The following is a 24,855-nucleotide window of genomic DNA, read 5'->3' as shown; positions in this document are numbered from 1 at the left end:
TCTTGACTTAAATTTCCGTCGTCGACAACTTTATATAAGAGTTAAATCACGAGACGTCGACATGCTTGCTATTGAAACCCGCGACCTGCGTCGCCGCTTCGGCCCAACCCTGGCCGTGGATGGCGTATCCCTCTCGGTCCCCCGGGGCTGCGTCTATGGCTTCATGGGCCGAAACGGGGCGGGCAAGACCACCACGCTCAAGATGCTGCTGGGACTGGTCCGTCCTGATGCCGGCACGATCTACATCGCCGGGAGGGATGCGCTAGCCGACCGGCTGGGCGCCGCCCGCTGCGTGGGAGCCCTGCTGGAGGCGCATGGCTTTTACGCCCACCTGTCCGGTCGCGAGAATCTGGACCTGACGCGGTCACTGCTGGGGCTCAGGCGGTCCGAGCTGGACCGGGTGCTCGATATCGTCGGCCTGACCCCTGACGCCGGTCGCCGGGTCGGCGGCTATTCGCTGGGCATGCGCCAGCGATTGGGGATCGCCCGGGCCCTGCTGGGCAGTCCCGAAGTGCTGATCCTCGACGAGCCGACCAATGGCCTCGATCCCGACGGTATTGCCGACATGCGCGACTTTCTGCGGACCCTCCCTGCCCGCGCCAACGCCACTGTGCTGCTCTCCAGCCACCTGCTGGGCGAGGTGGAGCAGGTCGCCGACCGCGTCGGCATTATTCATCAGGGTCGGTTGGTGCTGCAGGACGATCTGGCGACCCTGCGCGCCGGTCAGGCTCCTCAACTACGGCTCGGCTGCGACGCCCCGGACCGGGCCCGCGCGCTGATTTTGAGCATGGGCCTCACGCCCGACCCGGACAGCGACCGGATCACCCTGGCCCCGGGCGCCGATGTCCGCGAGACCGCCCGCGCGCTGAACCGCGGCCTCGTGGAGGCCGGCATCGGCGTCCACGAACTGACCCCACAGGCCCGCTCGCTCGAGACCATCTACCGCGACATCACCGCCCTGACCCCGCCAGCTCAGAAGGAAGCCGCCTGATGCTCCGTGTCTTGACCGTCGAACTGCGTAAGCTCAACCGCTCGCTGGCCGCCGCCCTGGCCATCGCCGCGCCGGGCCTGATCGCTGTCTTTACCTTCTTCAACATCCTGCGGGGCAAGACCGCCCAACCCTGGGACATGTGGATGGTCAGCGCCGCCGGAATCTGGGCCTTCTTCATGCTGCCCATGAGCGTTACGGCCCTCACGGCCCTGATTGCCCATATGGAGCACGGTCCTCGCACCTGGGACCATCTGCGGGCCCTGCCCCTGACGCGCTGGACGCTCTATGCCGCCAAGATCCTCAGCGTTTTTCTGGTGCTGGCCGCAATGAGTGTCGGCGTCTTCGCCTTCACCTGGGCGGCCGTAAAGCTGGCCGTCGTGATCAAGCCCGAGTTGGCCCCGACGGGTGTCTTCGACGCCTCAGCCTACCTGACGGCTCTGGGTCGCATGTATCTCGCCGCCACCCTCGTCGTGGTGATCCAGCTCTGGATCGCGCTCCGCTGGTCCAGCTTTGTGCCCGGGCTGGTGGTCGGAATCGGCGGGACCTTCTTTGCCGTCGTCGCCACTGCCGCAAAGGTCGGCGTCTTCCTGCCCTGGCAGATGCCCGTCAATATGCTGGCGACCGAGGGCTGGCGCCTGCAGACCGCTCTGGGACTGGGCTTTGGCGGGGGTCTGGTCCTGCTGGCCCTTATGCTGTGGCACCTGTCGCTGCGCGAGGTGCTGTAGGTCGAAGTCCAGCAACCGCGCCAGTCCGCCCGCCGGTGCCATCATCAGGATCATGGCCGCCTCCCGAGTCGTAATTGATAGTCATTCTCAGGTTTGCGGATTCGCCCCCCTCATGGCAAGTCTTGAGGCGAATTCTGCTCCAAGGCCGCCCCCTGCCCGACCCCCTTGCCCGCTCCTGCGATGACTGCGGCCTGTGCTGCAAGCTGATGGGTGTGACCGCGCTGGACAAACCGGCGGGTCGTTGGTGCACCCATTTCAAAAAAGCCCAAGGGTGCCGCATCTATGACGACCGGCCTGCGGACTGCCGAATTTTCAACTGCCTGTGGCTGCTGACCGAGGCGCTCGATGCCGACTGGAAGCCGTCCGTCTGCGGCTTTGTCCTGCACAGCGAAGCCGGAGGGGGGCGGCTGATCGTCGAATGCGACCCGGCCCGCCCGCACGACTGGCGGCGCGCGCCCTATCAGGCCACGCTGGAACGGTGGGCCGGTCAGGGGCAGGAGGTTCTGGTCATGACGGGGCGCGCGGGTCTGCGGCTGCTGCCCGATGGCCAGACCCGACCGGTACGGCGTGCGGGTTAGCGCGGCTCGACCGTCTGGCCGATCGCATCGGCAAGCGCCCGATCCTCGTCACTGACGGCTGAGACCCAGACGTGCAGTTCGACGCCGTCGCGCAGCCGATACAGATGCTCCAGCGCCAGCGTCCGACCGTTCTCGGTGACAATGATCGACCGGCGGCCGGCCCGTTCGCGTTGCTCACCGCTGTAGATCGGGAACTGCGACTGTGGACCGACATAGATCATCAACAGACCACGGCCCTCGCGCCGGACCGAGAAGATGTCGAACTCGGGACCCGACCGTCCGGGATACAGGCCCGCGCCCTCCGGCATGGCGACCCGGAACGGCAGGACGAGGCGCTCGGACACGGTCAGGGCAACGGGCTCAGGCTCAGGCGGTGCAGTGGGCTCGGCAGCCTCGGCAGGGGCCTCCGCGGGTTCTGCCTCGGCCTCGACGACGACTGCCGGCTCTGTCTCGGGCGCGGCCTCGGCCTCAGCCTCTGGCTCAGGCTCCGGTGCTGGCGGGGTCGCGATGGCGACCGGCGGGCCGCTGTTAAGGTCGCGGGTAATGTCGTCGCCGTCCGCGTCCTGAGCGAGAACCGCAGCGGGGGCGAACACCAGACCTACAGCCAGTCCAAGGCCGACAAGGGCATGAGGGCGGGTGAGGAGATCGAGCGCGTTCATGGTCCGACCATCCCCCGACGCCACGCCGGGCGCAAGTCCGCACTTCTGTCGAGATCAGGCGGCCTGGAGTTCCACCCAGAAGGTTGCGCCCTGGCCCGGCTCGGACACTACGCCGATGTCACCGCGCTGCAGTTCGACCAGCCGCTTGGCCAGGGCCAGGCCGATGCCGTGCCCCTCAATTGCGGACCGTTCGAGACCCAGACGGTTGAAGGGCTCGAACAACTGCGCCTGTTTGTCGGCCGACAGACCGGGGCCGCGGTCGATGACCTCGATGCGAACGCCACCCGGGACACGACGGGCCTTCAGGATCACAACGCCGCCCGCGGCGCCATATTTCACGGCGTTGCTGGCCAGATTGCCGATCACCTGGGTCAGACGCTGGGAGTCCGCCAGCGCCACCATGCCGTCAACTGCACATTCCAGCTCGATCCGCACGCCTGCGGCTTCGGGCCGCAGCGCCGTCACGCGGGCCACATCGTCCAGCACACCGTGTACGTCGGTCGGGCGCAGGTCGACCTTGACCGCCCCGGATTCGGCGCGGGCTACGTCCAGCAGGTCATGGGCCAGGGCCTCGACCTGACGGGCGGTCTTGACCAGCATGTCGGCCATGTCCCGCTGGGTATCGGTCACCTCGCCGATCTGGCCGGATTTCCACAGTTCGCCGATGCCGATCACGCCTCCAACCGGGCTCTTGATCTCATGGGCCACATTGGCCAGCAGCCGCGACTTGGCCGCCGAGGCGCGCTCGGCCCGAACCTGACCGGCCTTGGCGCGATCTGCCAGAAGGTCCCGCTCTTCGAGAAGGGCGGCGACGAGCAGGATCGGCATGAAGCCCAGCAGCATCATGACCTGCGCCAGCACCGCCCTGCCGGCGATATCTGACCCGTGCATGGCAAAGGGTCCATGATCCAGCATGGCGCTTCCCACAGCGGTCAGGGTGACAATCAGCAGGCTGGTGGCTATGCCCAGGATCCTCAGTCGCACCGCGATCAAGATCAGCAAGGGGAACATGGCGAAGCTCATCGGCACCGTGGCGAACCAGAACACCGCCCAGGAGGCCATCGTCAGAAGGCCCAGCAGGATCAGCGTCTCGGCCAGCTTCCACGGTCGCCGCAGCACATTCATATGGGTGCGGGTCAGGGCGAGGCCAAACGTCCCAATGACGGCCAGTCCCAGCGCATGGCCGAACCACCAGGTCTGGAAGGACGCGGCGATATCCGCGCCGCTCATCGCGTAAAGACACAGCGAGGCGAACAGGGCCGCCGGAATCGGCGCCACGACCGCGGCACTCAGCAGGAACCGGGCGCATCCCTCGACCGTGCTCAGGTTCAGCCCCGGCGCAAACCGCCGCGCCAGCGTCACCGCCAGCACGATCTCCACCATATTGGCGACGGTGAACATGACCGACAGCAGCGGTGGATTGCCGACCAGAAACTCGCCGACCAGAATGCCCAGCGCGATCAATCCGCCGTACGCCAGGTCGTAGATCGGCCCGCGTGACGTTCTCAGCCAGACAACGGTCGCAAGGCCACCGGCCCCCCAAAGGGCCGCCACGAGACCTGCTGTTCGGGCAAAGGTGATCGACAGTACAATCAGCAACGCCACCCCGACCGCTGTCAGGATCGGCACCAGAGGCTGTGAAAACACAGGTTCGTGGACACGTTCTGTGACGGCGCGCGCGGCGCTCTTGTCGGAGGCCGCCTTCACAGGCTTAGAGATATCCAGCGCGGGGCTGACGGGCATTCGACTTGTCCACATGACACAAACAGCCCGTGATGCTTAATCGCTGCCCTTTAATATCCCCTGAAGCTCAACCGCGAAGAGCCGCGTTGAGGGCACGCACGGCCTCTGCCGGTCCGCCGGGGTGTGACCACACTGCGCCGCTGACCGCCACAAAGTCCGCCCCGGCCGCGGCCATGGCACCGGCGTTTGTCGCATTGAGCCCGCCGATCGCCACGCAGGGGATCTCCATCGTCTCCTGCCAGATCGTCAGCACATCCGGGCTGGCGGTGTGTTCGACCGCCTTGGTCGCCGTCGGGTAAAAGGCGCCAAAGGCCACATAGTCCGCCCCCGCCTCGGCCGCCTCCATGGCCAGATGGCGACTGTCGTGACAGGTCACCCCGATCATCGCGTCCGGTCCCAGCAGCCGCCGCGCCTCGGCCACCGACCCGTCCTGCTGCCCCAGGTGCACGCCGTCGCAACCCGTCACCTTCGCCAGATCGGCGCGGTCATTCAGAATCACCGCCACGTCGCGCGCCTGCGCCAGCGGGGCCAGCACCTCGACCGCGCGGCGCACCTCGGCGTCCGGCACATCCTTCAGCCGGATCTGCAACGCCGCCACATCCCCGCTCTCCAGCGCCTGTGCCAACTGCCCGGCAAAGGCCGTGAGGTCAGGAACGGCGGGCGGCGTTATCAGATACAGCCGACACGGCGGACGGGCGGGGACGGTGGTCTTGCTCATTCCCGGCAAGTGCGACGCCGCACCGCATTCGTCAACGTCGCATCGTGCGTGCGAACGATTTGCAGTCGCCGCGATTGGTGCTATAGCGAGGCGTTATCAACTAATCCGGCGTGTGCGCTCCGTGTACATCTGCAACTGCAACGGCCTGAGGCAGCGCGACGTCGCCCGTGCGATCGACTCGGGCGCGACCCGTCCCCGCGACGTCTTTGCCCACCATCAGTGCAGCGCCCAGTGCGCCAAATGCGTCTGTGAAATGCGCCAGATGATTCAGGAAACGCGCGAGTCTTGGGCCATGGCCGCCGAATAGCCGCTGGGCCTCTCGAGATCGACACGCAAAGTCGTTCTCATCTTACTGAAAACGCAGATTATTTTTGAGAGCCGCCGTTCGGTGTGCTAGGCTGTGGCTCTGCTTCAACGGCGGGCGATTCCCCACGCGTGGCCCCGCCCCGAATACGAAAGGCCTCGGCCATGAAGGGCGATCCCGCGATCATCCGCACCCTCAATGGGGTCCTGACCAACGAACTGACGGCGGTGAACCAGTATTTCCTGCATGCCCGCATGTTCGAAAGCTGGGGCCTGTCGCACCTCGGAAACGTCGTTTACGAGGAATCGATCGGCGAGATGAAGCACGCCGACATGCTGATCAAACGCATCCTGTTCCTCGACGGCCTGCCGAACCTGCAGGATCTGCATAAGCTCAAGGTGGGCGAGGACCCCATCGAATGCCTGGGCGCCGACCTGCAGCTTGAGCTCGACAGCCGCAAGGCGACCTCGGCCGCCGTCACCCAGTGCGAGGAAGCCCGCGACTACGTCAGCCGCGACCTGCTGATGCGCATCCTGTCGGATACCGAGGAGCACATCGACTTCCTCGAGAACCAGCACAAGCTGATCGAGCTCATGGGTGCCCAGAACTATCTGCAGTCGGCGATGAAAGAGATCGTCACCGACGGCGGCGCCACGGGCAACTGATCGGGAACAGACGGCGGTTCGACCCATTCCTCTCGTGTGGCTGGAGGAGACTGGATGTTCGATCTCGACGACGTACACGACAAGGCGACCAATCTTATCAACGCTCGTGACCGGGACGGTAGCCATGTGCTGCTCGGTCTCGGGCTGACGCTCGGCTTTGCGGTGGCCGCGACAGCCCTTGCTCACATATCGGTCAAACCACGCCCCACAGGCGGCACGGACCAGCCGGTGACCGAGCGGCCGCGCGGCTCGCTGGGCCTGATCCTGCCCGCCATGTTTTCGGCCACCACCCTGTCGGCATTGCGCGTCTGGAATGCCCCGGCCCGCCCCGAGCGCACCCGCGCCCTCGGCTTCTGGGCGGCGGCCCAGGCCCTCAACGCTGTGTGGATCGCCTTGCGTCCGACCAGTCGCGGGCTGCAGATCGCCGCAGCCATGTCGTCCGCCGGCATGGCGGCCGCCTTCGCCCACGAGGCCCGCCAGATGGACACCCGGGCCGGCAAGATGGCCTCTCCGCTCGGGTCCGGCGTCCGGCTGGCGAACCGCATCCAGCCCGACTGACGCAACATTCCGCCCGCTTGCCCTTTGACCGTCGCCCCTGTAGGGGTCGCGTCCAAATTTCACGCCTGCGCGCGCGCAGTCCAACCCCAGCGACATTCGATGAAAATCAACGGCAACACCATCAAGCCCGGCATGGTCCTGCAAGTGAACGGCGGCCTCTGGGTCGTGACCAAGGCCAGCCACGTCAAGCCGGGCAAGGGCGGCGCCTTCGCCAACGTCGAGGCCAAGAACCTCGAGACAGGCAACAAGCTGAACGAGCGCTTCCGGTCAGAAGACAAGGTCGAGCGCGTCACCCTGGAACAGAAGGATTTCTCCTATCTGTTCGACAACGGCGACAGCCTCGTCTTCATGGACGACGCGACCTACGAACAGATCGAACTGCAGAAGGACTGGGTCGGCGATGACCGCATCCCGTATCTGCAGGAAGGCATGAAGGTCGTCATCGAGATGCACGAGGAGCGCCCGATCGGCCTCTCCCTGCCGGACCAGGTCAATCTGGAAGTCGTCGAGACCGAGCCGACCGTGAAGGGCCAGACCGCCTCCTCGTCCTACAAGCCGGCCATCGCCAACAACGGCGTCCGCATCATGATTCCGCCCTATATGGGCGTCGGCGAAAAGATCGTGGTCGACACCACCACCGGCGAATACGTCCGCCGCGCGGATTGATCCGGGCGGTCCAGCCGGACCGCTCCCTTTTTTGAACTTCTCCGCATCTCCGGGCCGGAAGCCTTTCAGGACATGCGGACCAGGAGATTCCCCATGGCCCTCGCCTCTGCCCTTCTGCAAACCATGATCGACGCGGTCCGCAAGACCGCCCGGCCGATGCTGCGCGACTTTGGCGAGGTCGCCCAGCTGCAGGTCTCGCGCAAGGGGCCCGCCGATTTCGTCACCGCCGCCGACATCAAGGCCGAACAGACCCTGTTCGAGCTGCTGACCAAGGCGCGCCCCGGCTACGGCTTCCTCGGCGAGGAACGCGGCATGATCGAGGGCACGGACAAGTCGCACACCTGGATCGTCGACCCGATCGACGGCACCACCAATTTCGTCCACGCCATGCCCCACTTTGCCATCACCGTGGCGCTGGAGCGGCGCGCGCCCGATGGCACCGCCGAGATCGTCGCGGGCGTCACCTTCAACCCCGTGATGAACGAGCTGTTCTGGGCCGAAAAGGGCAAGGGTGCCTATCTGAATGACACGCGCATCCGCGTGACCGGCCGTCGCGACCTCAGCCAATGCCTGATCGGCACCGGCCTGCCCTTCATGGGCAAGACCGGCCACGCCCAGGCGATCAAGGACATCCACGCCATGGGCCAGCGGGTGGCCGGCATCCGCCGTCTGGGATCGGCAGCGCTGGACCTCGCCTGGGTGGCCGCCGGCCGCTACGACGCCTTCTGGGAGCGCAACCTTAAGCCCTGGGACGTGGCCGCGGGCCTGCTGTTCGTGACCGAAGCGGGCGGCATGGCCACCACCATCGACGGCGCCGGCAATGTCCATGACGGCCAGCAGATCCTGGTCGCCAACTCGGACCTGCACCCCCAGATCGCCGCCATCCTGCGCGCGACCTGATCGGGCTCAGTCGGCCCGGAACTGCAGCCGGGCCAGCCGGGCGTACAGCCCCCCCCGAGCGACCAGCTCGCCGTGGGTGCCGACCTCGACCACCCGCCCCTCGTCCATCACCACGATCCGGTCTGCGCGCAGCACGGTCGCCAGTCGGTGGGCGATCACCAGGGTCGTGCGCGCCTGCATGGCCTCGTCCAGCGCCACCTGCACCAAGCGCTCGTTCTCGGCATCCAGCGCACTGGTCGCCTCATCCAGCAACAGGATCGGCGCCTGCCGGATCAGCGCCCGGGCGATGGCGAGCCGCTGGCGCTGTCCGCCGGACAGGCTGCGCGCGCGCTCGCCCAGCGGGGTGTCGAACCCTTCGGGCAGGGCCTCGACAAAGGCCAGCGCCTGGGCCCGCTCGGCCACGTCGCGGACCTCGTCGACCCCGGCATCCTCGCGGCCAAAGCGGATGTTCTCGATGGCCGAGCCCGAGAACAGCGGCGCCTCCTGTGACACCCAGGCAAAGCGCGAGCGCAGGTCCACCGGATCGACCGTCGAGGCCTCGACCCCGTCGACCCGCACCTGACCGGACTGCGGATCATAAAAGCGCAGCAGCAGGCGAAACACCGTCGACTTGCCCGCCCCCGACGGCCCGACCAGGGCCACCGTCTCGCCCGGTCTCACCGACAGCGTGAAGTCCCTGAGCGCCGGCAGGTCCGGTCGTCCCGGATAGGCGAAATTGACATCCCGCATCTCGACCTCGCCCACCGGCAGTTCGGGCAGGGCCTTCGGGGCGGCGGGCGGGCAGATACCGGGCTGAGCCCGCATCAGCTCATCGATGCGCTGCATGGCCCCGGCGGCCTTTTGCACATCGCCCCAGCTCTCGCCCAGCGCGCCCACGGCGCCGGCCACAAACACCGACAGCAGCACGAACTGCAGCAGGGCGCCCGGCGTCATCCGCCCGGCGATCACATCCTGCGCGCCCAGCCACAGCACCAGCGTCACCCCGCCGAACATCAGGGTGATGATCATGGCCGTCATCCAGGCCCGCGCCCGGATTCGCTTCAGCGACACGCCAAAGGCCGCCTCGACCGCTTGGCCGAACCGGCCGATAGCCGAGGCCTCGCGGCCAAAGGCCTGCACCGTCTCGATGGCATCGACGCTCTCACCCGCGAACCCGACCGCCTCGGCGAACCGGTCCTGCGAATCGACGGTCAGCTTGCGCACCACCCGCCCGAACAGGAACAGCGGCACGATCAGCAGCGGCAGCACCAGCAGCACCAGCCCCATCAGCTTGGGACTGACCACGAACAGCAGGATCATCCCCCCGATCATGGTCAGCAGGTTGCGCAGCGCAAAGCTGATCGAGGTCGTCATCAGGGTGTCGATCAGTTGAATGTCGGTCGTCAGGCGCGACAGAACCTCGCCCGTCCGCATCCGCACGAAAAAGGCCGGGTCCAGGGTCAGCACCCGCCCGAACAGGGCCGTGCGCAGGTCGGCGATGATCCGCTCGCCCGTCCGCGTCACGAAATAATAGCGCACCGCCGAAGCCACCCCGAGGAACAGCGCATTCAGCCCCAGCAGCAGGAACCAGAAATTCAGCTGCGCCCCACCGGCCTCAAAGCCGTTGTCGATGGCCCCGCGCGAGGTCACCGTCAGGCCCAGCGAGGCCGCCGTCGACATCAGCAGCCAGAACACCGACAGCGCCGCATGCCCGCGGTGCTGGACGGCAAAGGGCCACAGGCGCAAAAGCGGGCGCACATCCTTTTGCCGGGTGCGGCGCTCGCCTGCCTCGCTCAGCCGCTCGCTGAGCTGTGCACCGGCGCCGGGGCGGCCAGAGGCCTCGGCATCCAGGTCGGGTGCGGCGCGGGAAGGCGGGGGTGTTTCGGTCATGGCCCGCGCCTCTTGCCCCGGAACGCTACCCGGTGTAAACGCCGCCCCTCTCCCGCCGGAGCTTCTGGCGGGTTTCCCATTTTGCGCACCGACGGTCGGCATCGTCACCGCGCCTGAACAGACCGGACCAACGCGATGAAAGCGGACACCCACCCCGACTATCACTTCATCACCGTGACGATGACGGATGGCACCTCCTACCAGACGCGATCGACCTACCAGAAGGAAGGCGCGACGCTGAACCTGGACATCGATCCGCTGACCCACCCGGCCTGGACCGGCGGCAATGCGCACCTGATGGACCGCGCTGGTCGTGTCTCGCGCTTCAACTCGAAATTCGGCGGCTTCATCAAGAAGTAGCCTGCGGTCTGCCCCCTTAGGGGGTGCGTCCCGGAAGCCACAGAGCGCCGTCCCTCGGGGGCGGCGCTTTCTGTTTGTCTGGAACGCCGATAAGCTGCGGTTGATTATAGGACAGCGAGGCCATTCCGGGCCCCGCGACAAGCTGGACGGCAAACGGATCATGATCACGCGTCGACAACTGGGTCTGGGTGCAGCCACCGCCGCCATCATGGGAGCGGCCCAGGCCGCCCATGCCCAGAACGCACCACAGGATCCGATGGGCCGGCCCCAGGGCGTTCCGCCGACCCGTGACCCGACCGCCGTCGCCTTCTACAACAGCTTCAACGACCAACTGGCCCGCCTGCCGCAAACCGAACAGCCCGATGTCCGGGTCTTCTATGAGATGAACGGCTGGAACCCGGTCTGGACCGCCCCGCGCCTCGACAATCTGCGCACTGCGGCCTCCAAGGCCGAGCGCCATGGCCTCGCCCAGTACGACTTCTTCGATTTCGAGGGCCTCGCCGCCGACCGCAGCATGGCGGAAATGCGCACCACGGCCGCCGCCCTGCGCTACGCCCGAGTGCTCAGCGAAGGCCGCATCCGCCCCGAGACGGTCGAGGACCTGTGGGAGATGCGCAAGAATCGCACCGATCTGCCGCTTGGCCTCTATCGGGCCCTTGCGTCCGAAGGCGTGGTCGAATGGTACGAGGGCCTCGCCCCGACCGACATCGGCTACAGCAATCTGTCGGCGGGCTATGTCCGCTATCGTCGCATGATTCGCGAGAACGGCGGCTGGCCGACGTTCCGCGTGGGCGCCAACATTGAGCCCGGCGACGTGGATCGCCGCGTGCCGCAACTGATCCAGCGGCTGATCGCCGAGGGCGACCTCAATGAGGCCGAAGGCATGCGCCTGCTGGCCATGGCCGACAATTTCTACGGCCCTGAGCTTCAGCAGGCCGTGCGCAGCTTCCAGGGCCGCCACGGCCTCGCGGTTGATGCCCGCATCGGATCGGGCACCCAGCAGTCCCTGTCGGCGTCTGCCGAGGATCGCGCCCGCCAGATTGCCCTCAACCTTGAGCGCCGCCGCTGGCTGGCCCGTGACGTTGATCCCGAGCGGATCGAGGTCAACACCGCTGCCGCCATCATGGTCTACTGGAAGGACGGCCGCCCGGTTCACTCCAACCGCGTGGTGGTGGGCACGGCCGCCAACCAGACCCCCAGCCTCGAAAAGCCCTTCGCCTCGGTCGTGGCCAACCCGCCCTGGTACGTTCCGGCCGGCATCGCCCGCAACGAGATCCTGCCCCGCGGCCCCGGCTATCTGGCCGCCAACGACATGTATATCTCGAACGGCACCGTCATCCAGCGGGCCGGTCCCCAGTCCGCGTTGGGCTATGTCAAGTTCGAGCTGCGCGACAGCTACGCCATCTTCCTGCACGACACCCCGTCCAAGGGAGCGTTCAACCTGGCCTACCGTCACCGCAGCCACGGCTGCGTGCGCGTCGAGGGCGCGGTCGAGTTCGCCCGTCTGCTGCTGTCCCCGGATCCCGCCAAGCTGGAAGAGTTCGACACCGCCCAGGCAAACCGGCGGACCACCCGGGTCACGACGGGCCGCGAAATCGGAGTGCGCCTGCTGTACTGGACGGCCTTCGTCGACGGTCAGGGCCGCGTGGCCTTCCGCGAGGATGTCTACAATCGCGACGAAAAGCTGGCCGATGCGCTCGGCATCGCCGTCTCCCTGCCCCGTCCGGTTCAGGACGGTCGCGTCGACGCCAACGACGTCGGGCCGTAGAGCGTCAGTTCGAGTTGTTGGGGCCCCCGAAGGCCGCTGACAGTCTGTCGAACTGACTCTGAACCGGGTTCGGCGTGTCCGCCGGCGGGGTTGCATCCACATACATACGCCGGTCCAGATAATGGATTCGGTCGTACAGCTTCTCGGCCCGCACCGCATATTCCACCAGCGCGATCGGCAGGTCCGCGGGCGGCGGCGTCTCACCCTCGACCTTGCGGGCCGCCAGCCGATAACGCGCCTCGCAGGCCGCGCTGGCCGCCATGTCGCCCTCGCGCACCGCGCGCTGCACCAGCAGCCACGAAGCGATCTGCATCAGGCGGGTGGTCAGGCGCATACTCTCGCCCGCATAGGCCAGGGCGCTGGAGCGCGACAGCAGCTTGGAGTCCCGCCGTCCCTCACCGTCCAGATAGGCGGCAGTCTCCTCGACCAACTCCATCCCCTCGCGAAAGGTGCGGTCGAACAGGTCGGAGGCGGCAAAATCGGTCACCACGGCGACGCGACCGTCCACGGCGGTGCCGGACGGAGCCAGATCGGGCGGGGACGTCTCTTCAGTCATCAACACTATTTACCTGTAGGTGAACCCTGTCGCCGCAGATGGAACCGCGTCGGCCCGGTTGCCTGCAACGGTCATGCCACGCCGCCCGTGCCGTTACGAGCCGAAGTTGAAAAGCGCCTCGGCCGCCGATTTGCGCGCCGACTTCGCCTCCATGGCTGCTTTCACGCGGGCAATCTCGACTTCAAGCAGGGCGATCCGGTCCCGGCACTCCTCGACCGAATAGAGATCCAGGTCCTCGCGCGCCAGCTGGCCCAGCAAGGCCCCGCGCTGCGGCCTCGGTTCGGCGTCGTCGATGATCATGCCCGCCTCCTTGGTTCACGGTCCTGTGGCCGCTATGTGAACGCCCGGACACGGATGATTGCAAGGGCGGCCCCATGAAACGCATCTCGATCAGCGGTGGCACGGGCCCCGCGACCGCCCTTTGGCTGGTCGAGTCCCCGGACCTTGAGCCCGGCCCCGGTCAGGTTCGCATCCGGGTGCGCGCCGCGGGTATCAACCGCCCCGATCTGCTGCAGCGCGAGGGCCGATATCCCCCGCCGCCCGGCGCGCCCGACACCCTCGGTCTTGAAGTGGCTGGCGAGATTGACCGGCTTGGCGACGGCGTGACCGACCGGGCTATCGGCGACCGGGTCTGCGCCCTGCTGGGCGGGGGCGGCTATGCGGACCAGGCGGTGGTCGATGCGCGGCATCTGTTCCCCCTCCCCGACGATCTGGACTTTGTGGCCGCCGCAGCCCTGCCCGAGACCCTGTCGACCGTCTTTGCCAATGTCTTCGAGGATGGACGGCTGCAGGCGGGTGAAACCCTGCTGATCCATGGTGCCACCAGCGGTATCGGCGTCACCGCCATCCGGCTGGCCAGGGCCGCCGGCGCCCGCGTCATCGCCACCTCGCGCGGCAAGACCAAGGCGGACGCCGCACGGGCGCTTGGCGCCGACCTCAGCCTCGATGCCGCAAGCGACGACCTTGAGGCCGCCATCCAACAGGCGGGCGGCGTCGATGTGATCCTCGACATGGTCGGAGCCGACTATGCCGCGCTGAACCAGTCGGTGCTCAAGCCCGGCGGGCGCTGGTGCGTGATCGCCACCCTCAGCGGCGCCCGGGTCGAAATCGACCTGATGCGGCTGATGCTGAAGCGGATCGTGCTGACCGGCTCAACGCTCCGCTCGCGTAGCGCGGACGAGAAGGCTCGCCTGATCGCGGCGGTCCGCCAGACGGCATGGCCCTGGGTCGAGAGCGGTCAGGTCAGGCCCCCAATCGAGGCGACCTTTCCTTTGGCAGATGCCGGTCTCGCCCACCTCCGGCTGGAGGCGGGCGAGCACATCGGCAAGATCGTGCTGGTGGTCGACTGACTACCAGCGGTCTCCCCGCCCCCCGCGACCCACGGGTCGCAGCGAGGAAATCCGGTCGTTCAAACCCCACGAGCTCAGGTTGCGGACGTCGCCCGTAAACCGCTGACAGTAGCCCCGGAAATAGGCATCGGTGCAGGCTTCCCACTCACCCCGGAAGCTCATCGAGCTGATCTGGTCGTTGAAGCCCGTGCGATCCAGATTCGCGATCTCGCCTCTGAAGCTGGTCGAGGGTCCACGGAAACTGGCATCCCGGTACACCGTGATCTCGGCCCGCCCACCCTGACCGCGATCCCAGCGGTCATCCCGGCGGTCGTCCCAGTCGTCCCTGCCGCCGCCACCCCCACGGTCCTCGAAGTCGCCGCGGTGCGGGCCACAAACCAGCCGGCCGTTGTTGTTGGAGATGTCGTAGGGACCGCAGCGATTCAGCTCGATCGACGTCCCGCGGATCCGGCCGCGTTCGTCACGACAATCTGCATAGAGGCGGCCGCGGTTCACATAGTCCCCGCTGCAGCTGCGCGCATAGCTTCCACGCGGGGATACGGCCTGCGGATCCTGATAGCTGCCACCCGGTGCCCGCTGCGGGTCCTGATCGGCGACGGGGGCGGGACCGCCCAATGCCAGGGCCGACATGGCGGCCACTCCTGCCAAACTCAACATGATCTCTCCTCCACACTTTCGATCGGGGCCAAACCCCCATGAGCCCACCGTGACGCTTCGCAGATGAACCTTGGCTGTATGAGCGCGCCATATGGCGTTTTCTTTTCAGCCGAATGCGCCTATACGGACAGTCTCCGCGCCCGGCCGAAAGGTCGGGCGCCGCTGTTTCCGGGCCCCGGCTTCCGGGCCCCTTCATGAACCGGAACGACGTCATGACCGACATTCTCATGCCCAAGGCCACAGCGGTCTGGCTGGTGGACAATTCCTCCCTGACCTTCGAGCAGATCGCCGACTTCTGTGGTCTGCACCCGCTGGAAGTGCGTGGCATCGCCGACGGTGATGTCGCCCGTGACATCCGTGGCGCCGACCCGCTGATCAACGGCCAGCTGACCCGCGACGAGCTGGACAAGGCCCAGGCCGACGAGTCCTATCGCATGAAGGCCGTGGTCAGCCGCCACGCAGAACTGCTCAAGCCGGCCAAGGCCCCGCCGCGCTATACGCCGGTCTCGCGCCGTCAGGACCGCCCCGACGCCATCATGTGGTTCGTCAAGAACCACCCCGAGGTGACCGACGCCCAGATCTCGAAACTGCTGGGCACCACCAAGGCCACCATCGAGACGGTGCGCAGTCGCACCCACTGGAACACCGCCAACATCAAGCCGGTCGATCCCGTCACCCTCGGTCTGGTCGGCCAGATCGTCCTCGACGAGGTGATCAAGAAGGCGGCCGACAAGAAGGCCAAGGACGACGCCAAGAAGGGCGGCGCCACTCTTCAGACCGGCGAAGCCCAGCCGGCGGCCGAACCGGCGTTCGAGCCCGATGCCCCCGAGGCCCGCAGCCAGCACACCGCCGAGTCGGTGTTCGGTTCGCGCGACTGACCCTGCCGATCACCCGATGCAAAAACGGCCCCGGAGCATCTCCGGGGCCGTTTTCATGATCTGGACAGCCTGACTATCCGCTCTGTCGCTCAAGGCCGGCAATCTGTTCCTTCAGCCTGAGTTTTCGGAGCTTCAGCGACTTGAGGTAGAGCGGATCGGTGGCCGGTTTGGTCGTTTCCTTCTGGATCGCAGTATCCAGATTGCGGTGACGGTTTCCCAGTTCGCGAATACGCGCCTCGATGGTCATGGCTTGCGCCTCCTTGTCTAAGGGACCAGTAGATTGAGCGCCCGGATGCCGACCGTGTGGAATCACGTTTCGGTGATTCGCGTAGCATCCGGACCAAAACAGGGTCGCTGCCAAAAGGGTCAAAGTTTTGAACTCTGCCGTATCCAGGGATGATCGCCCCCTGATCGTGGGCATCAGCGGCGCATCCGGCGTCATCTATGGCGTCCGCATGCTCGATGCGCTTCGGGATCTGGGCGTATTGTCGCACCTCGTGGTGTCGCGTGCTGCCCTGCTGACCCTGTCGCAGGAAACCGACCTGTCGCCCCAGGATCTGACGGACCGCGCCGATGTGGTGCACAAGGTCGCCGATGTCGGCGCCTCCATCGCCTCGGGCTCGTTCCGCACGCGCGGCATGGTCATCGCGCCCTGCTCGATCCGCAGCGCGGGCGAGATCGCCACCGGCATCACCTCGACCCTTCTGACCCGCGCCGCCGACGTCACGCTCAAGGAACGCCGCCGTCTGGTGCTGATGGTGCGCGAGACGCCCCTGCACCTCGGCCACCTGCGCACCCTGACCGTCCTGTCGGAAATGGGCGCCATCATCGCCCCGCCCCTGCCCGCCCTCTACGCCCGTCCCGACAGTCTGGATCAGGTGATCGACCAGAGCGTCGGCCGCGTGCTGGACCTGTTCGATCTGGACTGGTCGCCCGTCACCCGCTGGAGCGGCCTGAGCGGCCCCGCCTCATGACCCCCGGCTTCTGGGACTGGGCGCTTGAGGCCTACGGCCGCGATGGCGTGGCCGACGCCTGCGTCGATCTGCAGGACCGCCACGGCCAGTGCGTCCCCCTGCTCCTCTGGGCGGCCTGGATCGCGGCCCGGGACGAGTCGGCGTCGGAGGACACGCTTGAGGCCGCCTGCGACATCGCGCGCGCGTGGGACGAGACGACCCTCGACGCCCTGCGCGCCCTTCGCCGCAAGCTCAAGTCGCCCCACCCCGACATGGAGCCCGGCGCCCGTCTGGACGTCCGCCAGAAGACCATCGAGCTGGAGCGCCGCGCCGAACACCATCTGATGCAGGCGCTGGAGCATCTGCCGCGCGAGGCCGCCCCCGGCGCCGATACGCTCAAGACGCTGGTGGCCGTGACCCGCGCCTGGTCGCCGGTTACTCCCCGCAAGGAACTGCAGACCCTGACCGCGTGTCTTTCAGCCTGACCCCGGCTCGGCTATAGACAGGGAAATCAGGGGTACCGGGCGCAATGAACGACGACGCGAGTCTGACGGAAGAGGAACTGGCGCTTCACATCCAGCTCCGGGGCCTGCGTCGTGAGCACGCCGATCTGGACGCCGCGATCGAGGCGCTGGGCGCCATAGCCGTCCCCGACCAGCTGCGCATCGCCCGCCTCAAGCGTCAGAAGCTCGCCCTGCGCGACGAGATCGTGAAGATCGAGGCCCGCATCCTCCCCGACATCATCGCCTGACGCCTCAGCTGCGCCCCGGCTTGCGCAGCCACATGGCGGCGTCGGCCTCGGCCAGCCAGGTCTCGACATCCTCCTGACCGGTCCAGGCGCGCACGCCGAACGACCCGCCCAGCGGCACCGTCCGGCCCTCGTAGCGGAAGCCCTCGGTCTTCAGCGTCTCGGCCAGCCGCGCGGCCTTGTCGCGGCCTTCCTCAATGCCGGCATTCATCATCAGCAGGCCGAACTCGTCGCCGCCCAGACGCCCCACCGCATCCGACTCCCGCAGATTGTCGCGCATCAGCTCGGCCACCCGCACCAGCGCCGCATCGCCCGCCGCATGGCCATAGGTGTCATTGACGCCCTTGAAGCCGTCCAGATCCAGGTACAGCAGCACCGCCGGCACCTGATGGCGTTTGCAATAGGCCATGGCCCGGTGAAGCGCCGTCACGAACCCCCGCCGGTTCAGCGCCGGGGTCAGCACATCGTGGTCAGCGGCTGCCTCGGCCGCCTCAGCCCGCGCACGCAGGGCCTCGACCTCGGCGCGCAGCCGGGCCAGCTCGGCCTCAAGGGCGTCGGAATCCGGCAGCGGGGCAGGGGTCTGGGACACGGAAACGGCAAGACTCCAGAGGCGGCAGGGGGGCCAGCAAGGCCCGACTCAGGCGATCGCGCCCGCCCCGATGCTAACCTGCTTGGTTGCAGGCGCAACGCGGGTGCTGTAACCGGCCCCTTCCCGCCCGCACGGGCGCGCGTTTGAGGGACACCCATGGCCCCGTCCTCCATGGAACCGACACCTCCGGCAGGGGATGCCACGGCCCCCGTGGCCATCATCATGGGCAGCCGCTCGGACTGGCCGACGATGAAGGCCGCCACCGACAGCCTCGACCGTCTGGGCGTCGCCTGGTCGGCCCGGGTCGTGTCGGCCCACCGCACGCCCGATCGCATGGTCGCCTTCGCCCGCGAGGCCCGTGACAAGGGCATTCAGGTCATCATTGCCGGGGCCGGGGGCGCGGCCCACCTGCCCGGCATGGTCGCCTCCATGACCAGCCTGCCCGTGCTGGGCGTGCCGGTGCAGTCAAAGGCCCTGAGCGGGCTCGATTCCCTGCTCTCCATCGTGCAGATGCCCGGTGGCGTCCCGGTCGGCACCCTCGCCATCGGTGAGGCCGGTGCGAAGAACGCCGGCATCCTCGCCGCCCAGATCCTGGCCCTCAACGATCCCGTGCTGGCCGGTCGGCTGGACGCCTTCCGCGAGGCCCTGACCGAATCCGTGCCCGAAACCGTCGAGGACTGATGAGCGACGCGCCGTCTCCGGTTCCCCCCGCCCTCGCCCCCGGCTCGACCGTCGGCATTCTGGGTGGTGGCCAGCTGGGGCGGATGCTGTCCCAGGCCGCCTCGCGCCTCGGCTTCGATGTCGTCATCCTCGACCCCGAGGAAAACAGCCCCGCCGGACGCGTCTCGCGCGGCCAGATCGTCGCCGCCTATGACGACCCCACGGCCCTGAACGTCTTCGGCCGCGTCTGTGACGTGGTGACCTTCGAGTTCGAGAACGTCCCCGCCCGGTCGGTCGAACTGCTGGCCGAGGCCGGCGCCCGCGTCGCCCCCGGCCCCCGCGCCCTGGCCGTCGCCCAGGACCGCATTCTGGAAAAGACCTTCCTCAACGAAGCCGGCGCCCCGACCGTCGAGTTCGCCATGGTCGACGACCTGCCCTCACTCGAAACCGCCCTTCAGGTCATCCCCCTGCCCGCCCTGCTGAAAACCCGGCGTGAAGGCTATGACGGCAAGGGCCAGGTCTGGATCAAGTCCGTGAAGCAGGCGGCGGCGGCGTGGGCTTCCATCGGCGAGCGTCCTGCCGTGCTCGAGGCCCGGGCCCTGTTCGTCCGCGAGCTGTCGATCATCTGCGCGCGCGGCTGGGACGGCAAGACCGCCGTCTATCCGCTGGGCTGGAACACCCACAAGGGCGGCGTGCTCAAGACCACGGTCGCCCCGGCCGAAGTCGACTCAAAGACCGAGCGCCGCGCCCGCGCCATCGCCCGCGCCGTGCTGGAACAGCTGGACTATGTCGGTGTGCTGGGCATCGAGCTGTTCGACCTCGGCGAGAGCCGGCTGCTGGTCAATGAGATCGCGCCCCGCGTTCACAACACCGGCCACTGGACCCAGGACGGCTGCGTCTGCGACCAGTTCGAACAGCACATCCGCGCCATCACCGGCTGGCCGCTGGGCCCCACCGCCGCCCATGCCCATGTCGAGATGACCAATCTGCTCGGCGAAGACATCGACCAGTGGGAAAAGCTGGCCGGCAACTCCGACAGGCGCCTGCACCTCTACGGCAAGGGCGAGGCCCGCCCCGGCCGCAAGATGGCCCACGTCAACCGCGTGCGCCCGCTTTAGGCCTCAGCCTTCGGCCCGTACCGCATCCGGCTCAGCACCTCGGTCACCCTGCGCAGCGGGGCCTCGAAATCCTTGCCGGCCTTCCACTTCTCGAAGGTCATGACGTTGTCGATGCGGTCGGCGACAAAGGCCTCGGCCGCCTCGCGCCCGTCGAACCAGCGCATGGTCAGGGCCGGTACCAGAATGCCCGACAGGATCGTCCGCTTGGAATAGTGGTTCCAGTCCGTGGCGGTGTCCCCCGCCCAGACCCACAGCCGGTCGGCGGTCTCCCACGCCAGCTTCAGCCCCGACTCGGCATTGTGCGGCAGGGCCAGGAAGCCCGCGCATTTGCGACAGGCCTCAAGGTCCTCGGCCCCCGCCTCCATACGGGCAGAAACGCCCCGGGCGATGCGCTCGCGAATCTTAAGCGTGGCCGGATCGACCCCGGCCAGGGTGGCAAACGCGCGGTCGTCGTGCCGGCGGGACAGCAGGGCCGCCAGATCGCGCGCCCCGTGCGGCAGCAGCAGGTCCTGATCGCCTTCCGTCAGACCGGCCGCAGCACACGCCGCCCGGGCCATGGTGGCGTTCCAGCCCAGACGCGGCGCCAGCGCCACGGCATGGTCCAGTACGGCCTGTTCGGTCTCGCGGGCCCAGCGGTCGGGATCGGTCTCGTTTGAGGGTGACATATGGGCTATACTAGGCCTGCCGCATCGGGGTGACGAGCCCCCGTAAAACCCCGCGACGATCCGCGACACCGTTCTGGACAGCGCGGGCCGCATCGTGTATCCGGCTCGCCTTCACCCGAAGACCCTCCGGTTTGCGGGACACTGTGTTTTTGTCTGCCCGTCTCCCTTCAGAAAGGACGCGGCGGGCAGTCAAAAGGAGAGATACCCCTGGTTCAGATTTTTGTCCGCGACAACAACGTCGATCAGGCGCTCAAGGCCCTGAAGAAGAAGATGCAACGCGAAGGCAGCTTCCGTGAAATGAAGCGCCACGTGCACTACGAAAAGCCGTCGGAAAAGCGCGCCCGTCAAAAGGCCGAGGCCGTCCGTCGCGCCCGCAAGCTGGCCCGCAAGCGCGCCCAGCGCGAAGGCCTGCTGCCGATGCCCAAGCCGCGTCCCCGGTAAGACCCGGCGCTTCGCTGAAAACACAAAGGCCGCCCCGGGCAACCAGGGCGGCCTTTTTGCTGGGCAGTCCCCCTCCCCGTCACCGACGGGGAGGTGACGCCGGACTTACCGCCCCCCGCCCCGGATGGCACCGGCAAAGCTCTTCCAGCTCAGCTTGACGTCCGACAGGGCACCCGCACGGAACGCTCGCCCGGCGATCCACACCATCAGCAATGCCGTGGCAAACATACCCGCCATGGTCCCCGCGATCTCGAACATCGGCGGGTCCGAGGGCGCCCTCGCCGGCATCAGGAAGGGCGTGAAGAAGGGGACCCATGACATGATCTTGACCAGCGGCGCGTCAGGCGTGCGCAGCGCCAACTGGACCACGATGATCGGGATGACCAGAACCATCATGATCGGTCCCATCAAGGTCTGGGCGTCACGCGGCGTCTCACAGAAGGCTCCGATGGCCGCGAACAGCACCGCGTACATCAGATACCCGCCCACAGCGTAGGCCACGAAGTACCAGATCATGCCACCTTCCAGAAGGATCGAGCCGATGTCGCGGGCAGTCTCCGGGAAGCTGAACAACAGACCTGCCGACCCGATGCCTGCCCAGACCAGCAGCACCGTCACCGTGAGCATGGCTACGCCCAGAACCTTGCCGGTCAGGATTTCGGTCGCCGACGCCGAGGACAGCAGAACCTCGAGGATCTTGTTCGACTTCTCCTCCATCACGCTGTTGAGCAGGATCGAGGCCCCCGTAATGATCAGTGACCAAAGCAGGAAGGCTGATCCCAAGCCGATCAGGCCAGGCAGGCGATCCTTGAACGATACCTCTCCGCCACTCGCCGACTGGGGCGAAAAGGCCTTAACGTCCGGTCGGAACCGCTCGGTCTCAACCACGACCGATCCATCAATGCCTGCAGACTCGAAAACCTGACGCCGATTGGCAGCTTGCAGGGCGTCCCGGATGAAATCCTCCACGGTGTCATCGGTGGCCCGCCGGCTCCACACCCGGGCCGCAGGCTTGCCCTCCGCGTCGCGGGACAGGAAGACTACGGAATCGATCTGCGCGTCCTTGTCGACCTCGGCAGTCAGCAGGTCCCGGACGATCTCTTCCTGGGCCTCGCCCGACGCGGCCTGGGCCAGCTCAGACGGCGTATCGACGATACGCAGCCGCTGCCGGCTCAGGGCTTCGCTCAGCCCCCCGCCGCTCTGCTTCTCGGCCTGTTCAACCGCTTCCTTGGGCAGGCCGGTCGCCTTGACGGCCGCCTCCTGCGCCTCAGCTGCGCGGGCCGCTCGCCGCTCGGCGTCGGCGCGCAGGGCTTCCTGCACCGACCCCGCCAGTCCCTGTGCGGCCGGGCCTTCCTCGACCAGCACCACGGCGCGCACCGGCTCGCTGGTGCGCATCAGGATCGGGATGGCCCCACCCAGCACGGCAAACATCGGAAACGCCAGCAGCGACAGCCAGAAGCCGACGGTCATGGCGTAGGCGGCATATTCCCGCCGGGCGATCAGAAGGGTGCGACTCATCGGGCGGCCTCCAGGCTCTCGCGGCGAACGGTCTGGTCCTGATCCGGGTCATCCCCGGTCAGGCCGATAAAGGCGTCATGCAGGGTCGGCTCGCGCAGCTCAAAGCGGCGCACGTCCAGACCGTTCAGGAAGGCCGCCTTCAACGCCTCCTGTCCCCGCCCGCCCGGGGCCAGTTCGGCCTTCAGCACGTGCACGGGGCCGTCGCTGCGGACGGTCTCGACCGAAACCACGCCCGGCAGGGCCCTGGCCGCCTCAACGGCAATTTCACCCTCCAGCTCGAGGAACCGGCGGGTGGTGGCCTTGGCCTCGTCGACTGTGCCCTCGAACGCCTTCTGGCCCCGGGCCAGCAGCACCACCTTGTCGCACAGCCGCTCGGCGTGCTGCATGACGTGGGTCGAGAACAGGACCGTGGCGCCATCGGCGGCCAGCCCGCGGATCATCTCTTCCAGACCCTGCTGGTTGACCGGGTCGAGGCCCGAAAACGGCTCGTCGAGGATGACGAATTCCGGCTTGTGCACGACCGAGGCGATCAGCTGCACCTTCTGGGCCATGCCCTTCGACAGCTCTTTCATCTTCTTGGTCTGGGCGTGTTCCAGCCCCTGTTGCTTCAGCATCACCCGGGCGCGCTTGCGGCCCTCGCCCGTCGGCAGGCCCTTCAGCGCGCCGAAGAAGGCGATTGCATCGACTGGAGTCATCTTTTTGTAGAGGCCACGCTCTTCCGGCAGGAAACCGATCCGGTCCCGCACACTGCGGCCGTCGCCGGCGCCCAGAATACTGAGACTGCCCGAGGTCTGCGGCTGCAGGCCCAGAATCATCCGCAGGGTCGAGGTCTTGCCCGCCCCGTTCGGCCCCAGAAAGCCACAGATGCTGCCCTTGGGCACGGAAAAGCTCAGATCCTTGACGGCCTGAAACGCCCCATAGCGTTTGCTGATGTCGGTCAGGCTCAGTGCGGCGTCCATATGCGCCCCCTTTGGAAACTCTTGGTCGAAACGAGTCCTAGGGTATGTAAAGGGTGTTTGACAACACCCCCGGCGCCGAAAGCCCATCGGCTTTCATGAATTCCATGTCATGATCACCGCAGGAAGCAGGCTGGGGAGGCCTCAATGATCCGTAAGATTATGGGTGTCGTGGCCGGCGTCGTCGTAGCTATGGCCGTCACCATGGGCAGTCAGGCCGGTATCCACCTGCTGTATCCGCCGCCGCCGGGCGACTATATGGACCCGGCGGTACAGGCCGCCGCCATGGCCCAGGCGCCGGCGATCTCGCTGGTGCTGGTGGCGGTCGGCTATGGCCTGGCCGCGTTGATCGGCGGCCTGGTGGCCTGCATGATCGCACGCCGCCGGGGCTGGCCCAGCTGGATCATCGGCGGATTGCTGGTGCTGGGTACGGTGATGAACATCATTATGCTGCCCCACCCGATATGGTTCGGACCTCTGGCCATCGGCCTGATCGCGCTCGGCAGCTGGCTGGGCGGCAGAGCGACCCGCGCGAACTAAGGCTGACGGTTAGGACGCCTCGATCACCACCACTTCAAAGCTGCGGTCCAGAACGCGCGCCGGATTGATCGGCGTGCCGCCCCGGCGGACCTCGAAATGCAGGTGCGGCCCGGTCGAATAGCCGGTCGACCCGACCAGACCCAGCCGGTCCTCGCCCGTCACGGCCATGCCCGAGGCCACGTCCACGCGGCTCATATGGGCATACAGGGTCGTCATGCCGTTCGGGTGGGCCACTTCGACGAAGCGGCCATAGCCCTCGGGTTGATAGCCGGTGCGGACCACCACGCCCTCGGCGGCGGCAAAGATGCTGGTCCCGGTCGGGGCGGCCATGTCGACGCCGTTATGCGGACGCGCCGCGCCCTCGCCGCCCAGACGACGCATGCCGAAGCGCGAATTGATCGGATAGCCCTTCAGCGGAGCTTCAAACCGGATTTCGCGGGTCACAGGGCCAGCCGGCTCGGCTACGGCCACGACCGGCGGGGCCACCGGCCCCTTGTCCGTCACGCCCAGCGGATCGTCACCGGCAGGCACCGAGATCGGTGCCGCGGCCATGGCCAGCACGGCAACGGCGACAAGGCCAAGGGACTGACCGGATTGGGTGGCGAGGGTACGAAGTCGGGCGTCAAGGCGTCGCATCAGGCGGCGTCTCCGTTCTGGATCATGCAGCGGGTGGAACGGCAGCCCCGAGGGCCGTGACCGGTCACTGTCGAATGAGGGGGCCTT

At 67.3% G+C, this 24,855-nt stretch carries 32 protein-coding genes; 19 read left to right on the top strand and 13 right to left on the bottom strand.

From position 1 onward, the window contains the following. Nucleotides 1-61 precede the first annotated feature (61 nt). From B4K74_RS06040 to B4K74_RS06030, 3 genes are all read left to right on the top strand, one after another. Nucleotides 62-991, top strand: coding sequence for an ABC transporter ATP-binding protein (locus B4K74_RS06040; protein WP_286692181.1), 930 nt, complete (start codon nucleotides 62-64; stop codon nucleotides 989-991). Beyond that, on the top strand, nucleotides 991-1,716 hold the full coding sequence (locus B4K74_RS06035) for an ABC transporter permease (protein WP_286692180.1): 726 nt from the start codon (nucleotides 991-993) through the stop codon (nucleotides 1,714-1,716). The genes B4K74_RS06040 and B4K74_RS06035 overlap by 1 nt, the downstream gene beginning before the upstream one ends. Before the next feature lie 122 nt (nucleotides 1,717-1,838). Next, entirely contained in the window at nucleotides 1,839-2,294 is a 456-nt protein-coding gene (locus B4K74_RS06030) for a YkgJ family cysteine cluster protein (RefSeq protein WP_286692179.1), read from the top strand. On the opposite strand, the gene B4K74_RS06025 is transcribed toward B4K74_RS06030, so the two are convergent. The 3 genes from B4K74_RS06025 to thiE form a co-directional block, all read right to left on the bottom strand. Then, nucleotides 2,291-2,953, bottom strand: coding sequence for a hypothetical protein (locus B4K74_RS06025; protein ID WP_164462030.1), 663 nt, complete (start codon nucleotides 2,951-2,953; stop codon nucleotides 2,291-2,293). The genes B4K74_RS06030 and B4K74_RS06025 overlap by 4 nt on opposite strands. Nucleotides 2,954-3,007: 54 nt before the next feature. Then, nucleotides 3,008-4,696, bottom strand: a complete 1,689-nt coding sequence (locus B4K74_RS06020; protein WP_123288384.1) for a sensor histidine kinase — start codon at nucleotides 4,694-4,696, stop codon at nucleotides 3,008-3,010. A 67-nt stretch (nucleotides 4,697-4,763) separates the two neighbouring features. Next, nucleotides 4,764-5,414, bottom strand: a complete 651-nt coding sequence (gene thiE, locus B4K74_RS06015; RefSeq protein ID WP_123288383.1) for a thiamine phosphate synthase — start codon at nucleotides 5,412-5,414, stop codon at nucleotides 4,764-4,766. Nucleotides 5,415-5,535: 121 nt separating this feature from the next. Here thiE and B4K74_RS06010 point away from each other — a divergent pair, with 121 nt between their 5' ends. From B4K74_RS06010 to B4K74_RS05990, 5 genes are all read left to right on the top strand, one after another. Next, nucleotides 5,536-5,721, top strand: coding sequence for a (2Fe-2S)-binding protein (locus B4K74_RS06010; protein WP_123288382.1), 186 nt, complete (start codon nucleotides 5,536-5,538; stop codon nucleotides 5,719-5,721). A gap of 161 nt (nucleotides 5,722-5,882) precedes the next feature. Continuing rightward, complete coding sequence (bfr, locus tag B4K74_RS06005) at nucleotides 5,883-6,383, top strand: bacterioferritin (protein WP_123288381.1); 501 nt, start codon at nucleotides 5,883-5,885, stop codon at nucleotides 6,381-6,383. Between the two features lie 54 nt (nucleotides 6,384-6,437). After that, nucleotides 6,438-6,941: a tryptophan-rich sensory protein gene (locus B4K74_RS06000; RefSeq protein WP_123288380.1), complete on the top strand. Its 504-nt coding sequence runs from the start codon at nucleotides 6,438-6,440 to the stop codon at nucleotides 6,939-6,941. A 99-nt stretch (nucleotides 6,942-7,040) separates the two neighbouring features. Further along, nucleotides 7,041-7,607, top strand: coding sequence for an elongation factor P (efp, locus tag B4K74_RS05995; RefSeq protein ID WP_123288379.1), 567 nt, complete (start codon nucleotides 7,041-7,043; stop codon nucleotides 7,605-7,607). A gap of 93 nt (nucleotides 7,608-7,700) precedes the next feature. Next, entirely contained in the window at nucleotides 7,701-8,507 is an 807-nt protein-coding gene (locus tag B4K74_RS05990) for an inositol monophosphatase family protein (RefSeq protein WP_286692178.1), read from the top strand. A gap of 6 nt (nucleotides 8,508-8,513) precedes the next feature. Here B4K74_RS05990 and B4K74_RS05985 read toward each other — a convergent pair whose 3' ends face one another. Further along, nucleotides 8,514-10,376 (bottom strand): ABC transporter transmembrane domain-containing protein, encoded by a 1,863-nt coding sequence (locus B4K74_RS05985; RefSeq protein WP_286692177.1) that lies wholly within the window; start codon nucleotides 10,374-10,376, stop codon nucleotides 8,514-8,516. A gap of 135 nt (nucleotides 10,377-10,511) precedes the next feature. Between B4K74_RS05985 and rpmE the strand changes: the two genes are divergently transcribed. Then, nucleotides 10,512-10,736, top strand: coding sequence for a 50S ribosomal protein L31 (rpmE, locus tag B4K74_RS05980; protein ID WP_286692176.1), 225 nt, complete (start codon nucleotides 10,512-10,514; stop codon nucleotides 10,734-10,736). A 160-nt stretch (nucleotides 10,737-10,896) separates the two neighbouring features. Next, nucleotides 10,897-12,504, top strand: coding sequence for a L,D-transpeptidase family protein (locus B4K74_RS05975; RefSeq protein ID WP_286692175.1), 1,608 nt, complete (start codon nucleotides 10,897-10,899; stop codon nucleotides 12,502-12,504). Between the two features lie 4 nt (nucleotides 12,505-12,508). Here B4K74_RS05975 and B4K74_RS05970 read toward each other — a convergent pair whose 3' ends face one another. Then, entirely contained in the window at nucleotides 12,509-13,060 is a 552-nt protein-coding gene (locus tag B4K74_RS05970) for a DUF1465 family protein (RefSeq protein WP_286692174.1), read from the bottom strand. Between the two features lie 93 nt (nucleotides 13,061-13,153). After that, nucleotides 13,154-13,360 carry a DUF1192 domain-containing protein gene (locus tag B4K74_RS05965; RefSeq protein ID WP_286692173.1) on the bottom strand — a complete coding sequence of 69 codons (207 nt, stop codon included), beginning with the start codon at nucleotides 13,358-13,360 and terminating at the stop codon, nucleotides 13,154-13,156. A 74-nt stretch (nucleotides 13,361-13,434) separates the two neighbouring features. Here B4K74_RS05965 and B4K74_RS05960 point away from each other — a divergent pair, with 74 nt between their 5' ends. Beyond that, nucleotides 13,435-14,409, top strand: coding sequence for an NAD(P)H-quinone oxidoreductase (locus tag B4K74_RS05960; protein ID WP_286692172.1), 975 nt, complete (start codon nucleotides 13,435-13,437; stop codon nucleotides 14,407-14,409). Here the strand turns inward: B4K74_RS05960 and B4K74_RS05955 are convergent, their stop codons facing one another. Further along, the gene (locus B4K74_RS05955; protein ID WP_286692171.1) at nucleotides 14,410-15,066 is read right to left on the bottom strand and encodes a beta/gamma crystallin-related protein; all 657 of its coding nucleotides are present in this window, start codon (nucleotides 15,064-15,066) and stop codon (nucleotides 14,410-14,412) included. It abuts the gene before it with no gap. A 212-nt stretch (nucleotides 15,067-15,278) separates the two neighbouring features. On the opposite strand from B4K74_RS05955, the gene B4K74_RS05950 reads away from it, so the two are divergent. After that, nucleotides 15,279-15,944 carry a DUF1013 domain-containing protein gene (locus tag B4K74_RS05950; protein WP_123288372.1) on the top strand — a complete coding sequence of 222 codons (666 nt, stop codon included), beginning with the start codon at nucleotides 15,279-15,281 and terminating at the stop codon, nucleotides 15,942-15,944. Nucleotides 15,945-16,017: 73 nt separating this feature from the next. On the opposite strand, the gene B4K74_RS05945 is transcribed toward B4K74_RS05950, so the two are convergent. Continuing rightward, nucleotides 16,018-16,191, bottom strand: coding sequence for a YdcH family protein (locus B4K74_RS05945; protein WP_286692170.1), 174 nt, complete (start codon nucleotides 16,189-16,191; stop codon nucleotides 16,018-16,020). A gap of 127 nt (nucleotides 16,192-16,318) precedes the next feature. On the opposite strand from B4K74_RS05945, the gene B4K74_RS05940 reads away from it, so the two are divergent. From B4K74_RS05940 to B4K74_RS05930, 3 genes are read left to right on the top strand one after another with little or no spacing between them, the layout of a single operon-like run. Next, nucleotides 16,319-16,918 carry a UbiX family flavin prenyltransferase gene (locus B4K74_RS05940; RefSeq protein ID WP_286692169.1) on the top strand — a complete coding sequence of 200 codons (600 nt, stop codon included), beginning with the start codon at nucleotides 16,319-16,321 and terminating at the stop codon, nucleotides 16,916-16,918. Further along, nucleotides 16,915-17,382, top strand: a complete 468-nt coding sequence (locus tag B4K74_RS05935) for a TIGR02444 family protein (RefSeq protein WP_286692168.1) — start codon at nucleotides 16,915-16,917, stop codon at nucleotides 17,380-17,382. Before B4K74_RS05940 ends, B4K74_RS05935 begins: the two co-directional genes overlap by 4 nt. 44 nt (nucleotides 17,383-17,426) lie before the next feature. Continuing rightward, complete coding sequence (locus B4K74_RS05930) at nucleotides 17,427-17,648, top strand: YdcH family protein (protein ID WP_286692167.1); 222 nt, start codon at nucleotides 17,427-17,429, stop codon at nucleotides 17,646-17,648. A gap of 4 nt (nucleotides 17,649-17,652) precedes the next feature. Here the strand turns inward: B4K74_RS05930 and B4K74_RS05925 are convergent, their stop codons facing one another. Then, nucleotides 17,653-18,234, bottom strand: coding sequence for a GGDEF domain-containing protein (locus B4K74_RS05925; RefSeq protein ID WP_286692166.1), 582 nt, complete (start codon nucleotides 18,232-18,234; stop codon nucleotides 17,653-17,655). A gap of 171 nt (nucleotides 18,235-18,405) precedes the next feature. On the opposite strand from B4K74_RS05925, the gene purE reads away from it, so the two are divergent. Both purE and B4K74_RS05915 read left to right on the top strand, forming a co-directional pair. Then, on the top strand, nucleotides 18,406-18,915 hold the full coding sequence (gene purE / locus B4K74_RS05920) for a 5-(carboxyamino)imidazole ribonucleotide mutase (protein ID WP_286692268.1): 510 nt from the start codon (nucleotides 18,406-18,408) through the stop codon (nucleotides 18,913-18,915). Continuing rightward, nucleotides 18,915-20,012 (top strand): 5-(carboxyamino)imidazole ribonucleotide synthase, encoded by a 1,098-nt coding sequence (locus tag B4K74_RS05915; protein WP_286692165.1) that lies wholly within the window; start codon nucleotides 18,915-18,917, stop codon nucleotides 20,010-20,012. Before purE ends, B4K74_RS05915 begins: the two co-directional genes overlap by 1 nt. Here B4K74_RS05915 and B4K74_RS05910 read toward each other — a convergent pair. Further along, nucleotides 20,009-20,677: a COQ9 family protein gene (locus B4K74_RS05910; RefSeq protein ID WP_286692164.1), complete on the bottom strand. Its 669-nt coding sequence runs from the start codon at nucleotides 20,675-20,677 to the stop codon at nucleotides 20,009-20,011. The two genes, B4K74_RS05915 and B4K74_RS05910, sit on opposite strands and share 4 nt — an antisense overlap. A gap of 207 nt (nucleotides 20,678-20,884) precedes the next feature. On the opposite strand from B4K74_RS05910, the gene rpsU reads away from it, so the two are divergent. Then, the gene (gene rpsU, locus B4K74_RS05905) at nucleotides 20,885-21,118 is read left to right on the top strand and encodes a 30S ribosomal protein S21 (protein ID WP_123288363.1); all 234 of its coding nucleotides are present in this window, start codon (nucleotides 20,885-20,887) and stop codon (nucleotides 21,116-21,118) included. Nucleotides 21,119-21,223: 105 nt separating this feature from the next. On the opposite strand, the gene B4K74_RS05900 is transcribed toward rpsU, so the two are convergent. Beyond that, nucleotides 21,224-22,636, bottom strand: a complete 1,413-nt coding sequence (locus B4K74_RS05900; protein WP_286692163.1) for an ABC transporter permease — start codon at nucleotides 22,634-22,636, stop codon at nucleotides 21,224-21,226. After that, nucleotides 22,633-23,595 (bottom strand): ABC transporter ATP-binding protein, encoded by a 963-nt coding sequence (locus B4K74_RS05895; protein WP_286692162.1) that lies wholly within the window; start codon nucleotides 23,593-23,595, stop codon nucleotides 22,633-22,635. Before B4K74_RS05895 ends, B4K74_RS05900 begins: the two co-directional genes overlap by 4 nt. Before the next feature lie 144 nt (nucleotides 23,596-23,739). Between B4K74_RS05895 and B4K74_RS05890 the strand changes: the two genes are divergently transcribed. After that, nucleotides 23,740-24,132, top strand: coding sequence for a hypothetical protein (locus B4K74_RS05890; protein ID WP_164462029.1), 393 nt, complete (start codon nucleotides 23,740-23,742; stop codon nucleotides 24,130-24,132). A gap of 9 nt (nucleotides 24,133-24,141) precedes the next feature. On the opposite strand, the gene B4K74_RS05885 is transcribed toward B4K74_RS05890, so the two are convergent. Beyond that, complete coding sequence (locus B4K74_RS05885) at nucleotides 24,142-24,768, bottom strand: M23 family metallopeptidase (RefSeq protein WP_286692161.1); 627 nt, start codon at nucleotides 24,766-24,768, stop codon at nucleotides 24,142-24,144. Between the last annotated feature and the right edge of the window lie 87 nt (nucleotides 24,769-24,855).

The organism is Brevundimonas sp. UBA2503, assembly GCF_002341485.1.
In the GTDB taxonomy this organism is placed as follows: domain Bacteria; phylum Pseudomonadota; class Alphaproteobacteria; order Caulobacterales; family Caulobacteraceae; genus Brevundimonas; species Brevundimonas halotolerans.
The sequence above is the reverse complement of the archived record's forward strand: the minus strand, read 5'-3'. Positions and strand labels throughout refer to the sequence as shown.